Here is a 19,336-nt window from a genome sequence, read left to right as displayed (position 1 = left end):
TGAGCCCGTCCGCGCAGCGGACGACGGCGGGGATCCGTACCGGGTCCCCGCCGTCTGTGCGTCTGTGTCCTCGGCGGGGCGGCCGGGGTGAGACCGGGCCACTCGGCCCTGGGGGCCGCTGTCGGCGCCAGTCCGTGACCAGGCGTCACGAACCCGGAGAGCGGCCCCGCTTGCGCGGTCGTGCGGCCCCGCACCCCCTGTCGGCACTCTCGCGAAACATATCCCCATTTGGGCGTTTCGATTGGCTTGTGAGGCATTCGAGATCTATAGTCGTCACTGTCCGTAAGAGATCCACTGCGGACTGTGCGTGAAGTAACAGAAACGGAGAGGTAATGCGCAAGTACCAGAAGGCTGCGGTTGTCCTGGCGATGCTCGGCAGCGCCGGTTTCCTCGGTGCCGGTGTCAGCCACGCCGGTGACAAGCCGGGCATCGCGGTCGCCACCGAGCAGAGCCAGGAGTGCACGGGCGAGTCCAACGTCCAGCAGGCGCTGATCGGTCTGCAGGACACCAACGTCGCCCTCAACCTGCTGGGTGTCGGCAACCCGGCCGCGGGCAACACGGCCGTGACCTGCCCCTCCAGCGTTTCGTTTGGCTGAGGATCACTGACCCGGTGATCCGTGCAGGTCTCGGGGCCCGAACCGGTTGTTCGGGCCCCGAGGCCTCTCGGGTTGCAGGTCGGTCCGGTCGATCCGGTCGTTCCGAACGACTCCGCCGTCCGGTGGTGCGGGGTCGAACACTCAGGGAAAACGGGTAGATGCTCAATTCGAAGAAGATCGCGTCGACAGCGGCCGCCGCATTCCTGGGCGGTTTCGTTCTGTTCGGTTCCGGTGCCGCGCAGGCCGTCGCCGACGACGGTGCCGACGCGTGCGTCGACGACGGCGACACGATTCGCTGCGTGCAGTCGCAGACCTGCTCCGGCGGGGGAGCGGTCGAGTGCGGCAACGCCATCGTCATCACCGTCAAGAAGGCGGAGTCCTGACGCCCGAAGGACCGGTCGAGGCGTCCTTGTCCACGTCGACGTCCGCCGATCCGGCAGCAGCCGCTTAAGCCCGTCCGCGCAGCGGACGACGGCCGGGACCCGTGCCGGGTCCCGGCCATTCGTGTGCCCGGCCCCCTCAGTGGGGTCCGGGCGCAACAGGGCATCGGTTCACAGTGACTCCAGCGGGCCGCAGTACGGCAGGTCGTCGATGGGTCGGTCGGTGCAGAACCGGGCGATCAAGTCCGCCGATTCCTGCCTGCGCTCCACCGTGACCAGGTGGTCCGCCTCCTTGACGGTGGTGAACAGCGCTCCGGGCAGTGTCCGGGCGAGCTCGCGCCCCATCTCCGGGGTGCACAGGGTGTCGTACTCCCCGGTGAACACCAGAGACGGCACGGCGGGGACCCGCAGCGGTCGGTAACAGCCGTGCGTCACCAGGCGGGTGTTGTGCTCGACGGCCTTCCTGACCTCGTCCGGCGTCTGGTTCACGAACTGCTGTTGAAGCAGTCGCGCCACAGCCGCGTGCCGGCGCACCTTGCCGGCCCCCGGATTCGACATGAACAGCCGCACCAGACCGTCGGCGGCCCGCTCGATGTCACCCCGCGCGAGCGTCCGCGACAACTGCGGCACGGCCTCGCTGTAGAGCCTCGGGAGGCGGATGGCCGCAGCAGCGAAGACGATGCGCCGGACGGACGCGGGATGCCGCTGCGCGAAGCGCAGGCCCACGACCTCCCCGAAACAGCCGCCGAACAGGTTTACCTGCGGCACACCGATCTCCGTCAGCATGTGCTGGACCGCGTCGGCGAGGAAGTCGATGCCGTAGCGGGCCGGCAGGAAGTCCGCACTGCCGTAACCGGGAAGGTCCACGGTGATCAGCGTGCACAGCGGTGCCAGCCACTTCTCGTGGCCCTGCCAGGAGTGCCGGTTCTGTGAGGAGCCTCCGAGCAGCAGCAACGGCTCGGTCTGTGGGGTGCTCTGACGGACGATGCGGTACGTGTACGCGTAGCCCTCGAAAACGAGTTCCTGCTCCTCCGCGGAGTCCTGGGCGACGGTGACGGCAGTGCGCATGAGCAGCTCCGGTGAAGGCGGCACGGCGACGAACCGTTCCATGATTACCAGGAAACGCTCCATTCGGACGTAATCACTCAAATGTGGGCGATCCGACCGGGATTCTTGCGTGAACGGGGCGGGGGCGTAATCGGGGCAAGGTCCGGGGCGGCGGGCGGCGAGCGTGCTGTCCGGCGTGAGCAAGGAGTGCGCGCCTGGAGGTCGGCGCTGTCCGTTCCGCTGGCGGGAGGTGCCCGAGGGCGGCGTGGGCGCGACCTGCGCGGTGTCGAAGCCGGCGGAGGCTCGTACCGAGGCCGCGCGTGGCGTGAGCCGGTGAAGGGCGGTGGTGTCCGCGACCGCGGGTGGAACCCCCCGTCTTCCGGCGCAGGGCGGGACCGACGGGTACTACCGGTCGTGCGGGGCGGTGAGCCGTTGCCAGCAGGTGGTGAACGTGGCCGGCGTGCGGCGGGCGGTGGAGTCCGAGGCCGCGGGCTCGAACAACGGCCGGTGGTACGGAGGGGGTTGTTCGGCCTCCGAGGGGTTCGTCGCCTCCAGCAGATCGCGATCGCCAGGTGCACCGGTACCTCGGCGCGTTCCCGCCGGCCGGCTGCCGTGCTGGATGGCAGCACCCCGGCCGGCGCGTCCGTCGGCCCCGTGCGGTCCGCGCACCGGCGCAGCAGCACCGCCCCGGCATGCCCGACCAGCTTCTTCCCGTCAGCCACCACGGACAGCCGACGGCCCCACCTGTACTCTCGACCACCAGGAAGGTGCCCTGCCCTCTGCGGCGGATACGGCCTAGACACTCGCACCCTTGCAGCTCAACGGCTTCTTTCTGCTGTCGGGTCGTCAGGCCCCCATTCGCTGAGTAGCCAGGGCCAACCGCATCCTGGATGGCGACCCCTTCTGCGTGAAGATCACCGACTAGCAGGAAGACACCACTGGCCATGGCGCTTCTCGCCGAACACAACGTCACCGCCACCCCCGGCCGCCGCGTGCTGGAGGTCTACGACGCGGACGCCTACCTCGGCGACGAAGCAGCCATGGACGCCGCGAAGACACAGGTGGTGGCCGGCAACGGCTACCACCTGTACCTCCTCAGCCTGCAACCGGACATGAAAGTCCAGGTGACCATCCGGATCTGGGACGCCCCGCCCACCCCTCCCGCCGAGGCTGAAGGCCACACCGACGTCAGCCTGGAATCCGAGACGGGCATCCTGGTCATCGGTCAACTCGACCGCGGACCCGCTGGAGAGATCACTCTGCCCCGCCCCGGCGTCTACGAAGGCCGCGTCTGGTGGCAGAACCGCCAAGCAGCAGCGGACTACTACAACACCACCCTCGGCCAGCTCACCGGCGACTCCCCGGAAGGCCGGCTCACCGAAGCCTGGAACGACTGCCCCGTCACCGAACGCTACGTCCTCGACTTCGTTTACACCCGTGAGCCCGAGCCCGTCGATGACGATGATCGATAGAAGGGGCTCGGGAGTGTCGACTTGACGGCCCTGTCCCACGTCCGGTGGCGACGGATAGTGAACGTTGGACATCTCTATCTCGCAAAGAGCGCGGATGGTGTTCCGACCTCGACGTCTCCAGGCTGACGACAGCACGCCAAGTTTCCTGCCCCGTTGCGTCGAACTCTCGCGGTCAGACACCAAGCCGATCGGCCGATCCCGGAGAACGCCCACTGCGGGGCGCGGGTCTGCGGTCTTGTGACCGATGATCTGTCGGTCGCCGTCATGACTCACCGTCACCGCCGGACGTGGAACAGGGCCGTTGCTCTTACAGCCTCGGGGGCGCGACACAGTGCGCGCCGTGGACATACCCGGCTGGTTCGTCTGGCCCGCTCCCGGTCTGGCCGTCCTGCAGGCCCTCGGTTTCGTTCCCGTCAGCCGCCGACTGCGCGGATCCGACTCGGCGGTGCGTTTCGAGGCGCGCCTCGACCTGCTGGACGTCGTCGCCTCCCTGCTGCTCTCCGGCGGCCTGGTGCTGGGTCTCGCAGTCGCGGAATCCTGGGGTTCTGGCTCACCTGCGCTGGCTTCGTGCTCATGGCCGCCGTGTACGCCGTGAAGGGTGTCCGCCGGCTCCGCGCTCGCCGGCGTCACACGGCCTGACAGCTCAAACCGGGTGACCTGCTCTTCCAGGGTGAGTTCGGTGGCGTCCTCGCCGGTTCCGTCATCCGCCGGGCACGGCGCGGTGCGCGCAAGACGGTACTGTCCCCGCACGTCTTCGAGTCACCGACCGGGCGGCGCGTGTACGACAACCGGCACACGCGCCTGACCAAGCGGCTCAACGACGGCGTCCCGCCCGCCCAGGCGGCGGAGTGGGCCGGGGACGGCGTGGCTGTGCTCCTCGCCACATACGCCCGGTGCGTCGACGGGCAGCCACCGGACCTGAAACGGCGGCTCGAAGCCGCGGGTGACCTGTCGGAGGCGCCCGGTGCCGGCTGATCCTCCGGCCGGGAACTTCGACACGCATTCGACACGGCCACCCGCGAGAACCCGGTGACAGCCGGACAGCCCCGGATCCCGCCCTTGATCACCAAGAGGGCGCCCGGGGCTTCTTCGTGACAGCCGGCACCGACTTTGACCAGCAAAAAGCCCTCCCCGAGGGGAGGGTGGAGACTTGCGCCCCCGGCAGGACTCGAACCTGCGGCCAAGCGCTTAGAAGGCGCCTGCTCTATCCACTGAGCTACGGGGGCCGGTGTGATGGCTGTCGTCGCGGTGCCCGGGGTCGGGCCCGTCCGTGACGTCGCCGGAGACAAGGATAGGGCTCCCGCATCCTCGTCCCTGTTGCCTCGCCTCCGTGACTCGGTGTGGAGGTTCGGTGAAGCGGTCACGATAATCGCAGGCAGGTGCGAATCGCGCATCGCTTTTGGCCCCTCGCGCACCGGGTGTTGTGCACTCGTTATGCCTGGAGCGCGCACGTGTCGTGGTCGTCCCTTCCGTCCCTTGTGTCTTGTCGGCGCGCAGGCATACTCATATGCTTCAGAATTCCCCCGAAATTGGGCATTCTTCGCATGTGGTGACCTTGGACGTACGGCCCCAGCTGCTCGACGCACTCTCCGCCCTGCGCGACCGTGTCGCCGCCGCACGCTTCCCGCTGCCCCTGGCGGGGGCCGCACGCGCGCGTGCCAACCGCGACGAACTGCTCGCGCAGCTCGACGACTACCTGGTGCCCCGGCTGAGAGATCCCGAAGCCCCCCTGCTGGCCGTCGTCGGAGGGTCCACCGGGGCCGGGAAGTCCACCCTGGTGAACTCGCTGGTGGGCCGCAGGGTCAGCGAGGCGGGCGTGCTGCGGCCCACGACCCGGACACCGGTGCTCGTCTGCCATCCGGAGGATCACCACTGGTTCAGCGGGATGAGAGTGCTGCCCGACCTCACGCGCGTGTGGGTGCCTCACCACCGGGACCCCGCGGACGACCTGCTCCTGCCCGGCGAGGACCCCGCGCGGGTGCTGCGCGTCGAGACCGCCGACACCCTGCCGCCCGGCCTCGCCCTCCTGGACGCGCCCGACATCGACAGCCTCGTCTCCGACAACCGGGTCCTCGCCGCCGAACTCATCAGCGCCGCGGACGTCTGGGTCATGGTCACCACCGCCGCCCGCTACGCCGACGCCGTGCCCTGGCACATGCTGCGCACCGCCAAGGAGTACGACGTCACCCTGGTGACCGTCCTGGACCGGGTGCCCCACCAAGTGGTCTCCGAGGTGTCACGGCAGTACGGAGCCCTGCTCACCAAGGCCGGACTCGGCCACGTACCGCGCTTCACCGTGCCCGAACTGCCCGAGTCGGCCTGGGGCGGCGGACTGCTGCCCGCCACCGCCGTGGCCTCGCTGCGGACCTGGCTGGTCCACCAGACGCTGGACCCCGCCGCCCGGCAGTACGCGGTGGCCCGTACCGCGTACGGCGTCCTCGCCTCCCTCGACACCCGCATGCCCGAACTGGCCGGTGCCGCCGCCGCGCAGTACGCGGCCACGCTACGGCTCACCGCCGCCGTCGACGGGGCGTACGACAGCGAGCACGCACGCGTACGGGGCCGGCTGCAGGCCGGAGCCGTCCTCGCCGGCGACGCGCTCAGACGATGGCGCGCCTTCCCTCTGGACTGCACCCCGGGCGAACTCCTCGACACCCTGGTGGAGAGCCTGAGCGCACTGCTGCTGTGCGCGGTCGCCGCCGCCGACGAGCGTATCGACGACGCCTGGCGGCGCGAACCCGCGGCGGACGCCCCCGAGCTCGCCGGCCGCGACACCGCGCCCGAGAGCGCCGAGCACCGCATCGGACTGGCCGTACGGCGCTGGCGGCGCGAGCTCGAGGAGTACGCCGAGGACGAGGTGCGGGGGCTGGACCGCACCACCGCGCCCGACCCCGAGACGGTCGCCGCGCTGGTCGCCACGGCCCTGCTGGGCGGACGCCGGGCCCGGACCGCCGGGGAGGGGCTCGCCGAGTGGATCGGCGCGCACGGCGCGCTGCGGCTGCGCGACCGGGGCGGACGGCTGCTCGTCGAGTACGTGGACCGCGTCATGCACGCCGAACGCGAACGCCGGCTCGCCCCGCTCGACGCGCTCGAGGTGCACGCGGAGCCCCAGGCCAAACTCATCGCCGCGTTGTCAGTACTGCAGAAGGAGAGGTGACCGGTGACCGCCGTCACTGACCAGGACCACACCGAGCACCCCGAGCACCCCGACCGCGACGCCGGAGGGCCACCTCGTACGGAGACCGCGAGCGCCTGGGACGACGGGCTGATCGCGCGCCGGGTGAACGGGGGAGCCGACGAGGAGCAGCGCGGGGTGGCGGCAGCCCGCACGGCCGCGCCGCAGGCCGTGACCCCGCTCGCGTACGACCCGTGGCTGCGGTCGCGGCTCGACGCGCTGCGCGAGCTGGTGGGGCTCTCCCGCCCCCGGCTCGACAACCGCACCCTCGCGCGGGCGGGCCGGGTCCTCGAGGAGTCCACCGCGCGGCGCCGGCTCTCCGGACAGCACACCGTCGTCGCCATCGCGGGCGCCACCGGCAGCGGCAAGTCGCAGCTGTTCAACGCACTGGCCGGGGTGCCCGTCTCGGAGACCGGCGTACGGCGGCCGACCACCGCCGCGCCCATCGCGTGCAGCTGGAGCGACGGTGCGGCGAGTCTCATCGAACGCCTCGGCATCCCGCCCCGGCTCAGGCGGCGCCCCCTCCAGGCGACCGCGGACGCCGACGAGCGGTTGCGCGGGCTGGTCCTGGTCGACCTGCCCGACCACGACTCGGCGGTCGTCCAGCACCGGGAGCAGGTGGACCGCGTCCTGGGACTGGTCGACGCGGTCATCTGGGTCGTCGACCCCGAGAAGTATGCCGACGCCATGCTGCACGAACGCTACCTGCGGCCCATGGCGGCCCACGCGGAGGTCATGTTCGTCGTCCTCAACCAGATCGACCGGCTGCCAGGAGAGGCAGCCGAGCAGGTTCTGGACGATCTGCGGCGACTGCTCGACGAGGACGGCATCGTCCTCGGGGAGTACGGCGAACCCGGCACGACCGTGCAGGCGCTGTCCGCGCTCACCGGGGACGGGGTCGGTGAACTGCGCGAATCGCTCGCCCGGTTCGTGGCCGAGCGCGGGGCCCCGGCCCGGCGGATCTCCGCGGACGTGGACGTCGCGGCGGCCCGGCTGTGGCCCGTGTACGCCACCGGGCGGCGCACCGGGCTGAGCGAGGAGGCGCGCGAGGAGTTCGCCGACCGGCTCGCGGACGCCGTGGGGGCCACCGCCACGGGCGAGGCGGCCGAACGCGCCTGGCTGCGCAACGCGAACCGCGCGTGCGGTACGCCCTGGCTGCGGCTGTGGCACTGGTGCCAGGAGCGGAGCGAGCCGTCCACCGGCCGGGTCGCCCTGCGCGGCCGGCCCGACGAGGAGACGGCGGCCCGGCAGCGTGTGGAGCAGGCGGTGCGCACGGTGGCCGACCGTGCCTCCGCCGGACTGCCGGCGCCGTGGGCGCAGGCGGTGCGGGAGGCGGCCGTACGCGGCTCCCAGGGCCTGCCGGAGGCGCTGGACGAGCTTGCCGTACGCGCGGGACTGCCACCGGGGAGGCCGCCGCGGCCCGGGTGGTGGCCCCTGGCCGTACTCGTGCAGGTGTCGATGACGGCCCTCCAATTCGTCGGTGGGCTGTGGTTGCTGGCGCAGATCATCGGGATCATGACACCGAACCTGGGGGTGCCGGTGCTGCTGATGGTGGTCGGCATCGTCGGCGGCCCGCTCGTCGAGTGGAGCTGCCGCATGGCCGCCCGGGGGCCCGCCCGGCGGTACGGGCAGGAGGCGGAGAGACGGCTGCGGGAGGCGGCCTCGGGATGCGGCCGGGCCCGCGTCCTGGATCCGGTGGCGGCGGAGCTGCTGCGGTACCGGGAGGTACGGGAACAGTACGGGCGGGTCGTGGGGGCGGGTGCGGGGACCGGCCGCGGCTGAGGCGGAGCGCCTCGTTCGGGTGGCGGAGATGTCCACAGGCCGGAGGTGGTCCACAACGCCCAGCGGGCCCGGCCCGACGGAGGCAGTCTGGCTTCGAGGCGATCGCGGGACGGTCCGCGGTCACCCTGCCGGACGGCAGCCGTACGGGAGGGGCCCGTGCGTGTACCGGCCCGGCGCCGGTGTTGTGGCCGGCGGGCGGGCGAGGGAGGGAAACACGATGAACGAGACGATGGTGTGCGTGGTGGGCAACGTGGCGACGCAGCCGGTGTACCGGGAGACGGCGTCCGGCCCCGCGGCCAGGTTCCGGATCGCGGTCACGTCCCGGTACTGGGACCGGGAGAAGAGTTCCTGGGCGGACGGCCACACCAACTTCTTCACGGTGTGGGCGAACCGGCAGCTCGCCACCAACGCGGCGGCTTCGCTGTCGGTGGGCGAACCGGTGATCGTGCAGGGTCGGCTGAAGGTGCGTACGGAGACGCGCGAGGGACAGCAGGGGTGGATGTCGGCGGACATCGACGCGGTGTCGATCGGCCACGACCTCGCCCGGGGCACGAGCGCCTTCCGGCGCGTGCAGCGACCGGAACAGGCCTCCGCGACGGAGCGCCCCGAGCCCAACTGGGAGCACCGACCGGCGAGTCCGGCGGCAGCGTACGAGGACGGTTCCCAACGGCAGCCGCAACCGGCGACGGCGACATGAGGTCATGATCCGGTCCCGGCGCCGGCGTCGACAGGAATAAGGCTTATCGATGGATCCACACCAGAACATTCCGAGTGGTTTTATCGACAATTCCTGTTCGTAACGGCTTCTGCGATAACGATTCCGATTCGGATCACTCCTCCGACGCGATCACCGGCAAGCGCGCTTCGCCGTCTCCTTAGGATGCCGGGCAAGGCTCCCGGCACTCTCGGAGCCGGTGATTCTGCTGGTGGGACCTTCAGCCCCCACGTCAACGGGTCCCGCCCGGGAAGGATTTCGGTGTTTTCTTCGTTCTCCGCGGGACCCGCGCGCGGACGCGGGTCGGCCCGTCTCGCCGCAGGGGCACTGGTGTCCGGACTCGTCGCCACGGCTGCGCTGGCCGGTGCCGGGACGGCAGTCGCCGACGAGGAGACGGCACCGGGACACAGCGGGGCGGCCGCGACCGTAGGCGGACTCAAGACCTACGGCACGGCCGTGGTACACGGCGCCGCCGGGGACCAGCAGGTGTCGGCAGGGCTGTTCGAGATGTCCGTCGAGGGCGGCGGCATGTTGCAGACGTACTGCGTCGACATCCAGACGCCCACGCAGAAGGACGCCAAGTACCACGAGACCGCCTGGAGCGGGACCTCGCTCGGCGTCAACGAGGACGCCGGCCGGATCCGCTGGATCCTGCGGAACTCCTACCCGCAGGTGAACGACCTCGCGGCACTCGCCAAGAAGGCCGGCGTACGCGGCCGGCTCACCGAGCAGGACGCGGCGGCCGGCACGCAGGTGGCCATCTGGCGCTACTCCGACGACATCCCGGTGGACGCCGTCGACCCCCAGGCCGAGCAGCTCGCCGACTACCTGCAGAAGAACGCCCGCAACGAGGGGGAGCCGAAGGCGTCGCTGGCCCTGGACCCGCCCGCGGTCTCCGGCCGCCCGGGCGAGCTGGTCGGTCCGGTGACGGTGCGCACGGACGCGCGCAGCGTGACCGTCTCCCCGCCGGCGGACGCCGCCACGAGCGGGGTGCGGATCGTGGACGAGGACGGCGAGCCCGTCACCACCGCGGCCGACGGCGGCCAGATCTTCTTCGAGGTGCCCGAGGACGCGGCGGCGGACACCGTCGAGCTGACCGCGCAGGCCTCGACGACGGTGCCGGTCGGCCGCGCCTTCGTCTCCGAGAGCCGGAGCCAGACGCAGGTCCTGGCCGGGTCCAGCGAGTCGACCGTCTCGGCGAAGGCGAGTGCCACCTGGGCGCTCGAAGGCGCGATACCCGCGCTGGCCGCCCGTGAGAACTGCGCCGAGGGCGGTGTGGACGTCACCGTCACCAACCAGGACGACGAGCCGTTCACCTTCGAACTGGCGGGGGCGGAGCACACCGTCGCGGGCGGTGCGTCCCGGACGGTGACGGTTGCGCTGAGCGAGGACCAGCCGTACGACTTCACGGTCAAGGGGCCGGGCGGCTTCGAGCAGCGGTTCACCGGCATGCTCGACTGCCTCACCCGGGCCGCCGAGATCGGCACCACCACCCACGCCCTCACCGGTCCGAGCCCCGCCCCCGTCGCCCTCGCCGACACCAACCTCGCGGAAACCGGATCTTCCAGCGCCACCCCGTGGATCGCCGGCACCGCCATCGCCCTGGTCGTCCTCGGTGGGGCGGGACTGGTCGTCACCCGCCGCAGGAACGCCCCCTCCGGGGACTGAGCCCCCTCTTCCCGGTGCACTGACGTCTGGCGGCATGGGGGGAGACACGGGCGGGAATCCGACCGGTCGCCGCCGTGGCCGCTTCGCGACTGCTGCTGGCGGGTTGCCCGCGCTGTACTTTTCGACCGTCTACGGCTGCGGCGAGGAGGAGGACCGGCTCACCGAGATGACGGCCGGTGAGACGCTCCCGGACGCGGCTCGGAAGGCGCGGACGGGAAGGACCGCTCTGGGGTGCGACGACGACCGCTTCGTCGTCGTGGGGGCGCGGTACCGGTACGGCGGTTCGCCGGGGAACGGCCTGCGTACTACCGGGAGACGGCCCGCGCCGGCGGCTGGCGGGCGCGGGCCGGGGCCGGAGGCGACGCGGTGCCCGGTGTCTCGCCGAGTCGACGGGAGGCACGACCGCCGACTTCGACGTAACGGGCCCGGACGACGGCTTCCTCGACGTGGGGATCGTCGCGGCCCACGCGAGGTCGCAGTGGTGCTGAACACCGACGAATCGACGAACCGACGACGGCGAACACCGGCCTGGGGCCGGCCCACGGAAAAGCGCCTGCCGCCCGAAGCGCCTGCCGCCCGAAGCGCCTGCCGCCCGAAACGCGGCAGGCCTGAGCCGGGCCGATGACCCCGGAGCGGGTACCGGATCCCCGACGGACCCGGCCCCGGCTGCCCGACGGGGCGTCAGACCGCCCAGACCTCGGCCTCGTCGGCCGGGACGGTGGTGGCCAGGCCCAGTTCCTTGCGGGCGGCGACCGACTTGTTCGGGTCGATGTCGGTGAACGCCGGGTCGTAGGCGAGGTAGAACGCGTCGACGTCGGCGGCGTCCGCGGCCTTCTTCCAGTTCCCGGCCGCCTTCGTCAGCGTCGCGCGGAGCTTGCCGACCTCGGTGCCCTCGATGCCGGCCAGGCCCTCGACGTGCGTGTCGAGGGCGGCCGCGACGGCCTTGGCCTGTGCCTTGTAACCGGCCAGGTCGTCCTCGACGGCGTCCTTCTCGGGCTGGTTCGCCCACAGGGCCTCGTATACCGCGTTCGAACCCTCGAGGTACGCGGCCTGCTCGGGCTTGAGGGACTTCGCGGTCTCCAGCGAGCCGCTGAGCTTGCTCTTCTCCGAGGTGTAGGTGCAGCTCACCGCGCGGTCACCCGTCGCCCAGCTCTCCTTGGTCGGGGTGTAGTAGAAGAGGGCGGCACCCTCGGGGAGCGCCCAGGTGTCCGGGGAGTACTTCTGCGCCTCGACCGGGCAGCGGTCGTCCGCGATCGTCGAGACCCCGTCGTCGCCGGGGTACTCGTTGCCCTCGTCGATCGTGAACTCGCCGACGACCTGGCCCTCGTGCGCCTCGTCGCAGGGCACGATCTCGATGGAGTACGCCGTCCCCTCGTCCTTGCTGTTCGGGTTGTAGCAGTCGCCGATGTCCAGCGAGAACACCGAGCGCTGGCGAGCCACCTTCTTGGCGCCGTCCTTGGCGCTGTCGACGGCGTCGGAGACCTCCGAGCATCCCACCGCGCCGATCGCGAGCAGAGCGACAACAGCTGATATGCCACGAAGGGAGCGATACGGGGCACGGATCGTCATGACGTGTACATCCTCTTATCTGATCTTCATAAAGGTTGCGCGCATCGTATGCCATCCCCGCGGCCCGGCTGCACGAAGGCCCTCACCTCATTGCGGCGTCCTCGACTCGCGACGGGCCGCAAGGGGTGCATCCGGACTGCCCGCGGACGGGGTCGGGGCCCCGTGGCACCTCTGTGAACCGGACACCGTTGGCGCGCCGGCGGTCCGGTCCTGGCAGGGGAGGGGCCCCGGCCGCGCGTCCAGCCGGGTCGTCCGTGAAACCCCAGGTCGGAGGCCCCGGAACGGATGCGTTTCCGTGCAGGGCCGGCCGTACGGCAAGATGGGGTGTATCTGCCCACTGCCAGATTTCAAGCTGCCGGACGGTTTCTCTTGGCTGAGTACATCTACACCATGCGCAAGGCGCGCAAAGCGCACGGCGACAAGGTGATCCTCGACGACGTCACCCTGAGCTTCCTGCCGGGAGCGAAGATCGGTGTCGTCGGCCCGAACGGCGCCGGTAAGTCGACGGTTCTGAAGATCATGGCGGGGCTGGAGCAGCCGTCGAACGGCGACGCCTTCCTCACTCCTGGTTACACCGTGGGCATCCTGCTCCAGGAGCCCCCGCTGAACGAGGACAAGACCGTCCTGGAGAACGTCGAGGAGGGCGTCGCCGAGATCAAGGGCAAGCTCGACCGGTTCAACGAGATCGCCGAGCAGATGGCGACCGAGTACACCGACGAGCTCATGGACGAGATGGGCAAGCTGCAGGAGCAGCTCGACCACGCAGGCGCCTGGGACCTCGACGCCCAGCTGGAGCAGGCCATGGACGCCCTGGGCTGCCCGCCCGGCGACTGGCCGGTCGCCAACCTCTCCGGTGGCGAGAAGCGCCGGGTGGCGCTGTGCAAGCTGCTCCTCGAGGCCCCCGACCTGCTGCTGCTCGACGAGCCCACCAACCACCTCGACGCCGAGTCGGTGAACTGGCTGGAGCAGCACCTCGCCAAGTACGAGGGCACCGTCGTGGCCGTCACCCACGACCGGTACTTCCTGGACAACGTCGCCGGGTGGATCTGCGAGGTCGACCGCGGCCGGCTGCACGGCTACGAGGGCAACTACTCCAAGTACCTGGAGACCAAGGCCACCCGCCTCAAGGTCGAGGGCCAGAAGGACGCCAAGCGGCAGAAGCGGCTCAAGGACGAGCTGGAGTGGGTGCGGTCCAACGCCAAGGGGCGGCAGGCCAAGTCCAAGGCGCGTCTGGCCCGCTACGAGGAGATGGCCGCCGAGGCCGACAAGATGCGGAAGCTGGACTTCGAGGAGATCCAGATCCCGCCGGGCCCGCGCCTGGGCAACGTGGTCGTCGAGGTCAACAACCTCAGCAAGGCCTTCGGCGAGAAGGTGCTCATCGACGACCTCAGCTTCACGCTGCCGCGCAACGGCATCGTCGGGGTCATCGGGCCGAACGGCGCCGGCAAGACCACGCTGTTCAAGATGATCCAGGGGATCGAGGAGCCCGACTCCGGGTCCATCAAGGTCGGCGAGACCGTCAAGATCTCGTACGTCGACCAGAGCCGGGAGAACATCGACCCGAAGAAGACGCTGTGGGCCGTCGTCTCCGAGGAGCTCGACTACATCAACGTCGGCCAGGTCGAGATGCCCTCGCGGGCGTATGTCTCCGCCTTCGGTTTCAAGGGGCCGGACCAGCAGAAGCCGGCCGGGGTGCTCTCCGGCGGTGAGCGCAACCGGCTGAACCTCGCGCTCACCCTCAAGCAGGGTGGCAACCTGCTGCTGCTCGACGAGCCGACCAACGACCTCGACGTCGAGACGCTCTCCAGCCTGGAGAACGCCCTTCTCGAGTTCCCCGGGTGCGCCGTGGTCGTCTCCCACGACCGGTGGTTCCTGGACCGGGTCGCCACGCACATCCTCGCCTACGAGGGTGACTCCAAGTGGTTCTGGTTCGAGGGCAACTTCGAGTCGTACGAGCAGAACAAGATCGAGCGGCTCGGACCGGACGCCGCGCGCCCGCACCGCGCCACCTACAAGAAGCTGACCCGGGGCTGATCTCTTGCGGCACATCTACCGCTGCCCGCTGCGCTGGGCGGACATGGACGCGTACGGCCACGTCAACAACGTGGTCTTCCTCCGCTACCTGGAGGAAGCCCGTATCGACTTCCTGTTCCGTCCGGAGAAGGACTTCAAGCAGGGGTCCGTGGTGGCGCGCCACGAGATCGACTACAAGCGGCAGCTCGTCCACCGGCACCACCCGGTCGACATCGAGCTGTGGGTCACCGAGATCAGGGCCGCCTCCTTCACCCTCGCCTACGAGGTGAAGGACGGCGACCTCGTCTACGTCCGCGCGTCGACGGTGATCGTCCCGTTCGACTTCGAGGCGCAGCGTCCGCGCCGCATCACCGCTCAGGAGCGCGAGTTCCTCCAGGAGTACACGGACGACACCGCCGGCGAAGAGGAGGAGGCCGTCGCCGCATGACGGTGCTCCACCTCGCCGACGAGGGGGAGGCCGCGGACCTCGCGGCCTTCCTCTCCCGGCTGCTGCGCTACGACCGTTCCGCCGCGGTGCGGTTGCAGGCGGCCGGCACGGCGCTCGCCGTCTTCGGCCGGCCCCCCTCCTTCGAGGTGCTGGCCGTCCGCGCCGCACGGCTGGCGAAGCCGTACGAGAAAGGGCTGGACGTCGCGCTGGACGTGACCGTGTCCGCCGGTGAGCTGCTGGAGTCGGTGGACGGGTCCGCCGCCACGGCCGCCGTGCCGGGCGCGGTGACCGGGCCGCCGTGGGCCGGGGTGCTGCCGCCGCGCGGCGGCTGGCGGGCCGAGCCCGGGCTGCCGGTGCCCGAGGAGCTGCGCGGGCTCGTCGCCGCGTCGGTCGCGGAGTTCCGGTCCCGTACGGAGGAGCTGGCGCCCGAGCGGCGTACCCGTGCCGAACTCGACCGGATCGGGCGGGAGATCTGGTCCCGCACGGTCGCGGAGACCGGGCTTCCGGTGCGGGCGGTGCACGCCGCCCAGTCGCTGGGGTTCCTGCGGGGCGGCGAACAGGGACTGTTCTCCTCCGGGGCGTGGCTCCGGCTGCGCACGCCGTACGGGTCGGTCGCCGTGCGCCGGGCGGGGCTCGGGGCGCTGGGCCTCAGCGTGCACTGAGACCGCCGCGTTCACCGCCCTTCGCTGTCGTCCGGGCGGACGGTGATGTGGTCGGGTTCCAGTTCCAGCGCGACGCGGTCACGCATGTTCAGCGCCTTCGTGTACTCGGCGGGCAACTGGAGGCGTCCGGCGCGGTCGAGCATGGCGTACTCGCGGGCGACGACGGTCTCGTGACCGGTGGCCGCGTCGACCTCGCTGCGGCGCAGCACCTCGGTGGAGGTGCGGCCGTCGCGGATGGCGACCGTGCGGCGGACCTCGCCCGCCACCGCCCGGTCGTGGGTGACGATCACGACGGTCGTGCCGAGCGTCTCGTTCGCGGTGCGGAACGCGGCGAAGACCTGTTCCGCGGTCTGGGAGTCGAGTTCACCGGTGGGCTCGTCGGCGAGCAGCACCGACGGATCGTTGGCGAGGGCCACGGCGATGGCGACGCGCTGCTGCTGGCCGCCGGACATCTGGTGCGGGCGGCGTTCGCGGCAGTCAGCGACCTTCAGCAACTCCAGCAGCTCCAGGGCGCGTTCGGCGCGGGCTCGGCGTGCGCCGCGGGACCGTCCCCGGAAGCCGGCGAGCTGCATCGGCAGGGCGACGTTCTGGACCGCGGTCAGGTAGGGCAGCAGGTTGCGGGAGGTCTGCTGCCAGACGAAGCCGACCACCTCGCGGCGGTAGGCGAGGCGGTCCCGGGCGCTCATCGCGAGCAGATCGCGGCCGGCGACGCGGGCCGCGCCGGCGGTGGGGGTGTCGAGACCGGCCAGGATGTTCATCAGGGTCGACTTGCCGCTGCCGGACGCGCCCACGAGCGCCATCAACTCGCCCTCCCGCACCAGGAGGTCGAGCCCCTGCAGCGCCTGCACCTCCACCCCGTCCGCGGTGAAGACGCGGACCAGACGGTCGCAGGTGATGAGCGCGTCATGGCCGTAGGAGGGGCGGTCGCGGTCGGCGGCGACGCGGTCGGCCAGCTCGGCGAGCGTGGGGTTCGAGGTCATCGGGGGCCTCCTGCGGAGAGAAGGGAGGGGAGGAGCGGGCGCGCCACGAAGGCGGACGGAGGGGCGTTCACCGGGCGTCCCCGGCCCGCAGCTCCCGCACCGAGCCCCTGCGGCCCGTCCACCAGGCCTGTGCCGCCGCGATGCCGACGGTCAGGGCCCCCACCGTCAGGGCCGGTACCAGCAGGGACACCGGGTCGGTGCGCAGCGCCGCCCGCCCCGCCGGGGACGAGGAGGTGGAGACGGCGACGGTCGTCAGGTCGATGCCGGGGGACAGCAGCCGGATGGCGGCCCACGCCGTGACCGTGCCGCCGGCCGCCGCGAGCAGCGCCTGCGGCAGGGACTCCAGCACGAGCAGCCGGCGGCCCTGGGCCCGGGTGAGGCCCATGGTGCGCAGCCGGGCCAGCAGCGCGGCGCGTTCGGGTGCGGTGCGCAGCAGGGTCAGCAGCAGGGCGAGCACGGCGTACCCGGCGCCCGCCGCCACCGCCACGGTGTAGACGCGTTCGGCGCCGGACTGCAGGGGCGAGTCGGCGTACCGCGCGAACTGTTCCGTGCGCAGTCGGACCTGCGCGGTCCCGCCCGCCGCCTCGCGCAGCGCGCCCGCGTCCGGCCGGTCGCCGGTCACCAGCAGTGCGGTCGGACGGGCGGGGCCGGCGGGCAGTCCGGAGCGGTCCACGACCAGGAAGTCCAGCCCGGCCAGCGCCGGGGTCCGCTCGCGCACCGCCACGATCCGTACGGTGAACCGACTGCCGTCGTCCAGGCGCACCGGGAACGGCCGGCCGCCGTGGCGGTCGGCGACCTCGGGCGAGGCCAGGGCGGGCAGGACCCCGGCGCCGGAGGCCTTCAGCCCGTCCGGGTCGAAGGCGCCGATGTCCGTGCGCCGGCTGAGGGCCGCGTAACCGGCCGGGTCGACACCGGCCACCGGCACGGTCGGCCCGCCGTCCGCGGGGCGGCCCTCGTGGGTGACGCTCACGGCGGTGACGTCCCGCACGCCGGGTGCGCGCCGGGCCCGGTCGGCGAGACCGGACGGCAATGGCTGCAGCCCGTCGATGCGGGCGTCGGCGCCGACGGAGAGGACGGCCGCACGGTCCCGGGCGTCGGCCACCCCGGTGAGGACGGAACCGCCGAAGGCGGCTGTGGTCAGCGCCGTCAGCAGGGCGAGCAGGGGCAGCACCGCGGACCCCCGCGCACGGCCCGCGCGGGCCAGCGACAGCGGGCCCACCACGCCCCGCAGCCTCCCGGCCGGACGGGCCAGCCCACGCAACGGCAGCGGGTACAGCCGCACCAGCACCAGCGCGGCGATCACCCCCACCAGCACTGGGGCCAGCGACACCAGCCCGTCGCCGGACGCCCCCTCGCCGTCCGGCGTACCGCGCGTGCGCAGCGCCACGACCGCGCCCGCCGCCAGGGTGAGCAGCGTCAGTTCGGCGACCGTGCGGCGCCGTGACGGGCGGGCCGCGGCGAGGTCGTCGCGGGCGGCGTGCACACGCACCGCGCGGTGCGCGGCGACGGCCCGCAGCGGCAGCGCCACGCAGGCCAGCAGGGCGACGGCGCCGGCGGCGGCCACGGCGTACGCCGCCCGGCCCCCGTCGACCGCGAGCCGGGCGGCGGCCAGGCCCAGGGCGGCTGCCGGCACGGCGACCACCGCCGTCTCCGCCAGCAGCCGCCCGGCCAGACCGGGCAGGGAGGCGCCGCGGGCGCGCAGCAGGGTCAGCTCGGCGCGGCGCCGGTCGGCGGCGAGACCGCCCGCCATGAGCAGGACGACGGCCGCGACCGTACCGGTGCCGAAGGCGGCGACGGCGACCAGGGGGCCGATGACGGAGCGCAGCTCGGTGTGCTCGGCGAGCACCTCGTCGAGCGAGGTCTCCGCGTTCACGGCCGGCGAGGCGGCCGCACGGGCCCGCTGGAGCAGCGGGCCCGCCTCCAGGGAGGCGACGGCCGACGTCAGCCGCGGCAGGTCGTGACCGTGCAGGGCGGACATCTCGGGGACCAGCGTCCAGTACCGCTCGGGAACTCCGCCGGCGCCCAGCAGCGCCGGGGCGGCGTTTGGGGGCAGCAGCAGCGCGCCGGCCCAGAACACGCTGCGCTGCGGGTCGCCGGGGACGGTCAGCAGGTTCGGGCCGCGCAGCACGGGTGTGGTCGACCAGTACGCCTCGTGCGGCGCGCGCGGTTCGACGACGCCGGTGACCCGCACCGTGAGCGGGGAACGTTCCTGGCCGGGCAGGTGGAGGACCGAGCCGGCCTCGATGTTCAGCTTCCGGGCCGTCTGCGCGGTGACCGCGGCCTCGACCGCCGTCGTCGCCGCGGTGACGTCGTCCGGGGCCTTCGGCAGCCGGCCCTCCCGCAGGCGCGCGTGGTCGGCGAGTCCGCCCGGGGCGACGAGATGGAACTGCGGGGCGATCCCGTCCGGGCGGGACAGGTACGGGTCCGGGGCCGCCAGCCGCCGGGTGGTGCGCACTCCGTAGGACGACTGTCCGGAGTCGAGCGGGAGGGAGCGTCCGGGCAGCGCGAGGAGCTCGGCGTAAGGGGCGCGCACCGCGTCCGGGCGCAGCCGCTCCTGCCACTCCTCCAGCGGCATGAAGGCCTCGTCCTGGGAGGCGTACAGCTGGATGGTGGTGCGGCCGGGTCCGGCCGTCTCCACCGACCGGCGCAGCCCCGCGTCGCCGTACCGGTCGACCGCGAGCGGCAGCGCGGCGGCCAGGAACGCGGTCACCGCCACCAGCAGCGCGAGCGCCGCCGCAGCAGCGGGGGCCGACCGCAGCCGGGTGCGCACCCAGGGCGCGGCCACCCGCACCCGGCCCGCGGTCCGATCGCTCATGTCACTCGCCTCCC

At 72.1% G+C, this 19,336-nt stretch carries 16 protein-coding genes, 1 tRNA gene and 1 pseudogene; 13 read left to right on the top strand and 5 right to left on the bottom strand.

Annotation, left to right across the window (positions count from 1 at the left end; all coding sequences use genetic code 11):
• The first annotated feature begins 332 nt into the window (after positions 1 to 332).
• The gene (locus KYY02_RS23685) at positions 333 to 596 is read left to right on the top strand and encodes a hypothetical protein (RefSeq protein WP_371241071.1); all 264 of its coding nucleotides are present in this window, start codon (positions 333 to 335) and stop codon (positions 594 to 596) included.
• A gap of 158 nt (positions 597 to 754) precedes the next feature.
• Entirely contained in the window at positions 755 to 979 is a 225-nt protein-coding gene (locus KYY02_RS23680; protein ID WP_371241069.1) for a hypothetical protein, read from the top strand.
• A gap of 168 nt (positions 980 to 1,147) precedes the next feature.
• Here KYY02_RS23680 and KYY02_RS23675 read toward each other — a convergent pair whose 3' ends face one another.
• Positions 1,148 to 2,086 (bottom strand): alpha/beta fold hydrolase, encoded by a 939-nt coding sequence (locus tag KYY02_RS23675; protein ID WP_371241067.1) that lies wholly within the window; start codon positions 2,084 to 2,086, stop codon positions 1,148 to 1,150.
• Between the two features lie 112 nt (positions 2,087 to 2,198).
• On the opposite strand from KYY02_RS23675, the pseudogene KYY02_RS23670 reads away from it, so the two are divergent.
• The 4 genes and pseudogenes from KYY02_RS23670 to KYY02_RS23655 form a co-directional block, all read left to right on the top strand.
• Positions 2,199 to 2,360, top strand: a pseudogene (locus KYY02_RS23670) (DUF6416 domain-containing protein); the annotation flags it as partial.
• 607 nt (positions 2,361 to 2,967) lie between these two features.
• Positions 2,968 to 3,495, top strand: coding sequence for a hypothetical protein (locus tag KYY02_RS23665; RefSeq protein ID WP_371241065.1), 528 nt, complete (start codon positions 2,968 to 2,970; stop codon positions 3,493 to 3,495).
• Positions 3,496 to 3,835: 340 nt separating this feature from the next.
• Complete coding sequence (locus KYY02_RS23660) at positions 3,836 to 4,090, top strand: hypothetical protein (protein ID WP_371241063.1); 255 nt, start codon at positions 3,836 to 3,838, stop codon at positions 4,088 to 4,090.
• A gap of 182 nt (positions 4,091 to 4,272) precedes the next feature.
• On the top strand, positions 4,273 to 4,470 hold the full coding sequence (locus KYY02_RS23655) for a hypothetical protein (protein ID WP_371241061.1): 198 nt from the start codon (positions 4,273 to 4,275) through the stop codon (positions 4,468 to 4,470).
• A 178-nt stretch (positions 4,471 to 4,648) separates the two neighbouring features.
• On the opposite strand, the gene KYY02_RS23650 is transcribed toward KYY02_RS23655, so the two are convergent.
• Positions 4,649 to 4,721: transfer RNA gene (locus KYY02_RS23650), tRNA-Arg, on the bottom strand.
• Positions 4,722 to 5,041: 320 nt separating this feature from the next.
• On the opposite strand from KYY02_RS23650, the gene KYY02_RS23645 reads away from it, so the two are divergent.
• From KYY02_RS23645 to KYY02_RS23630, 4 genes are all read left to right on the top strand, one after another.
• Positions 5,042 to 6,652 (top strand): dynamin family protein, encoded by a 1,611-nt coding sequence (locus tag KYY02_RS23645; RefSeq protein ID WP_371241059.1) that lies wholly within the window; start codon positions 5,042 to 5,044, stop codon positions 6,650 to 6,652.
• A gap of 3 nt (positions 6,653 to 6,655) precedes the next feature.
• Entirely contained in the window at positions 6,656 to 8,452 is a 1,797-nt protein-coding gene (locus KYY02_RS23640) for a GTPase (protein WP_371241057.1), read from the top strand.
• A gap of 217 nt (positions 8,453 to 8,669) precedes the next feature.
• A complete protein-coding gene (locus KYY02_RS23635; RefSeq protein WP_371241055.1) occupies positions 8,670 to 9,149 on the top strand; it encodes a single-stranded DNA-binding protein in 480 nt (159 codons plus the stop codon).
• A gap of 279 nt (positions 9,150 to 9,428) precedes the next feature.
• Positions 9,429 to 10,835 carry a Cys-Gln thioester bond-forming surface protein gene (locus KYY02_RS23630; RefSeq protein WP_371241053.1) on the top strand — a complete coding sequence of 469 codons (1,407 nt, stop codon included), beginning with the start codon at positions 9,429 to 9,431 and terminating at the stop codon, positions 10,833 to 10,835.
• 681 nt (positions 10,836 to 11,516) lie between these two features.
• Here KYY02_RS23630 and KYY02_RS23625 read toward each other — a convergent pair.
• Positions 11,517 to 12,404 carry a septum formation family protein gene (locus tag KYY02_RS23625; protein ID WP_371241051.1) on the bottom strand — a complete coding sequence of 296 codons (888 nt, stop codon included), beginning with the start codon at positions 12,402 to 12,404 and terminating at the stop codon, positions 11,517 to 11,519.
• A gap of 369 nt (positions 12,405 to 12,773) precedes the next feature.
• On the opposite strand from KYY02_RS23625, the gene ettA reads away from it, so the two are divergent.
• From ettA to KYY02_RS23610, 3 genes are read left to right on the top strand one after another with little or no spacing between them, the layout of a single operon-like run.
• The gene (gene ettA, locus KYY02_RS23620) at positions 12,774 to 14,438 is read left to right on the top strand and encodes an energy-dependent translational throttle protein EttA (protein WP_371241049.1); all 1,665 of its coding nucleotides are present in this window, start codon (positions 12,774 to 12,776) and stop codon (positions 14,436 to 14,438) included.
• Between the two features lie 4 nt (positions 14,439 to 14,442).
• A complete protein-coding gene (locus tag KYY02_RS23615; protein WP_371241047.1) occupies positions 14,443 to 14,865 on the top strand; it encodes an acyl-CoA thioesterase in 423 nt (140 codons plus the stop codon).
• Complete coding sequence (locus KYY02_RS23610; protein WP_371241044.1) at positions 14,862 to 15,527, top strand: DUF8185 domain-containing protein; 666 nt, start codon at positions 14,862 to 14,864, stop codon at positions 15,525 to 15,527. The genes KYY02_RS23615 and KYY02_RS23610 overlap by 4 nt, the downstream gene beginning before the upstream one ends.
• 11 nt (positions 15,528 to 15,538) lie before the next feature.
• Here the strand turns inward: KYY02_RS23610 and KYY02_RS23605 are convergent, their stop codons facing one another.
• Both KYY02_RS23605 and KYY02_RS23600 read right to left on the bottom strand, forming a co-directional pair.
• Positions 15,539 to 16,507, bottom strand: a complete 969-nt coding sequence (locus KYY02_RS23605; RefSeq protein WP_371241042.1) for an ATP-binding cassette domain-containing protein — start codon at positions 16,505 to 16,507, stop codon at positions 15,539 to 15,541.
• A gap of 67 nt (positions 16,508 to 16,574) precedes the next feature.
• Positions 16,575 to 19,322 carry an FtsX-like permease family protein gene (locus KYY02_RS23600; protein ID WP_371241040.1) on the bottom strand — a complete coding sequence of 916 codons (2,748 nt, stop codon included), beginning with the start codon at positions 19,320 to 19,322 and terminating at the stop codon, positions 16,575 to 16,577.
• Positions 19,323 to 19,336 lie beyond the last annotated feature (14 nt).

Source organism: Streptomyces pimonensis (genome assembly GCF_041380215.1).
GTDB classification, from domain to species: Bacteria; Actinomycetota; Actinomycetes; order Streptomycetales; family Streptomycetaceae; genus Streptomyces; species Streptomyces pimonensis.
The sequence above is the reverse complement of the archived record's forward strand: the minus strand, read 5'-3'. Positions and strand labels throughout refer to the sequence as shown.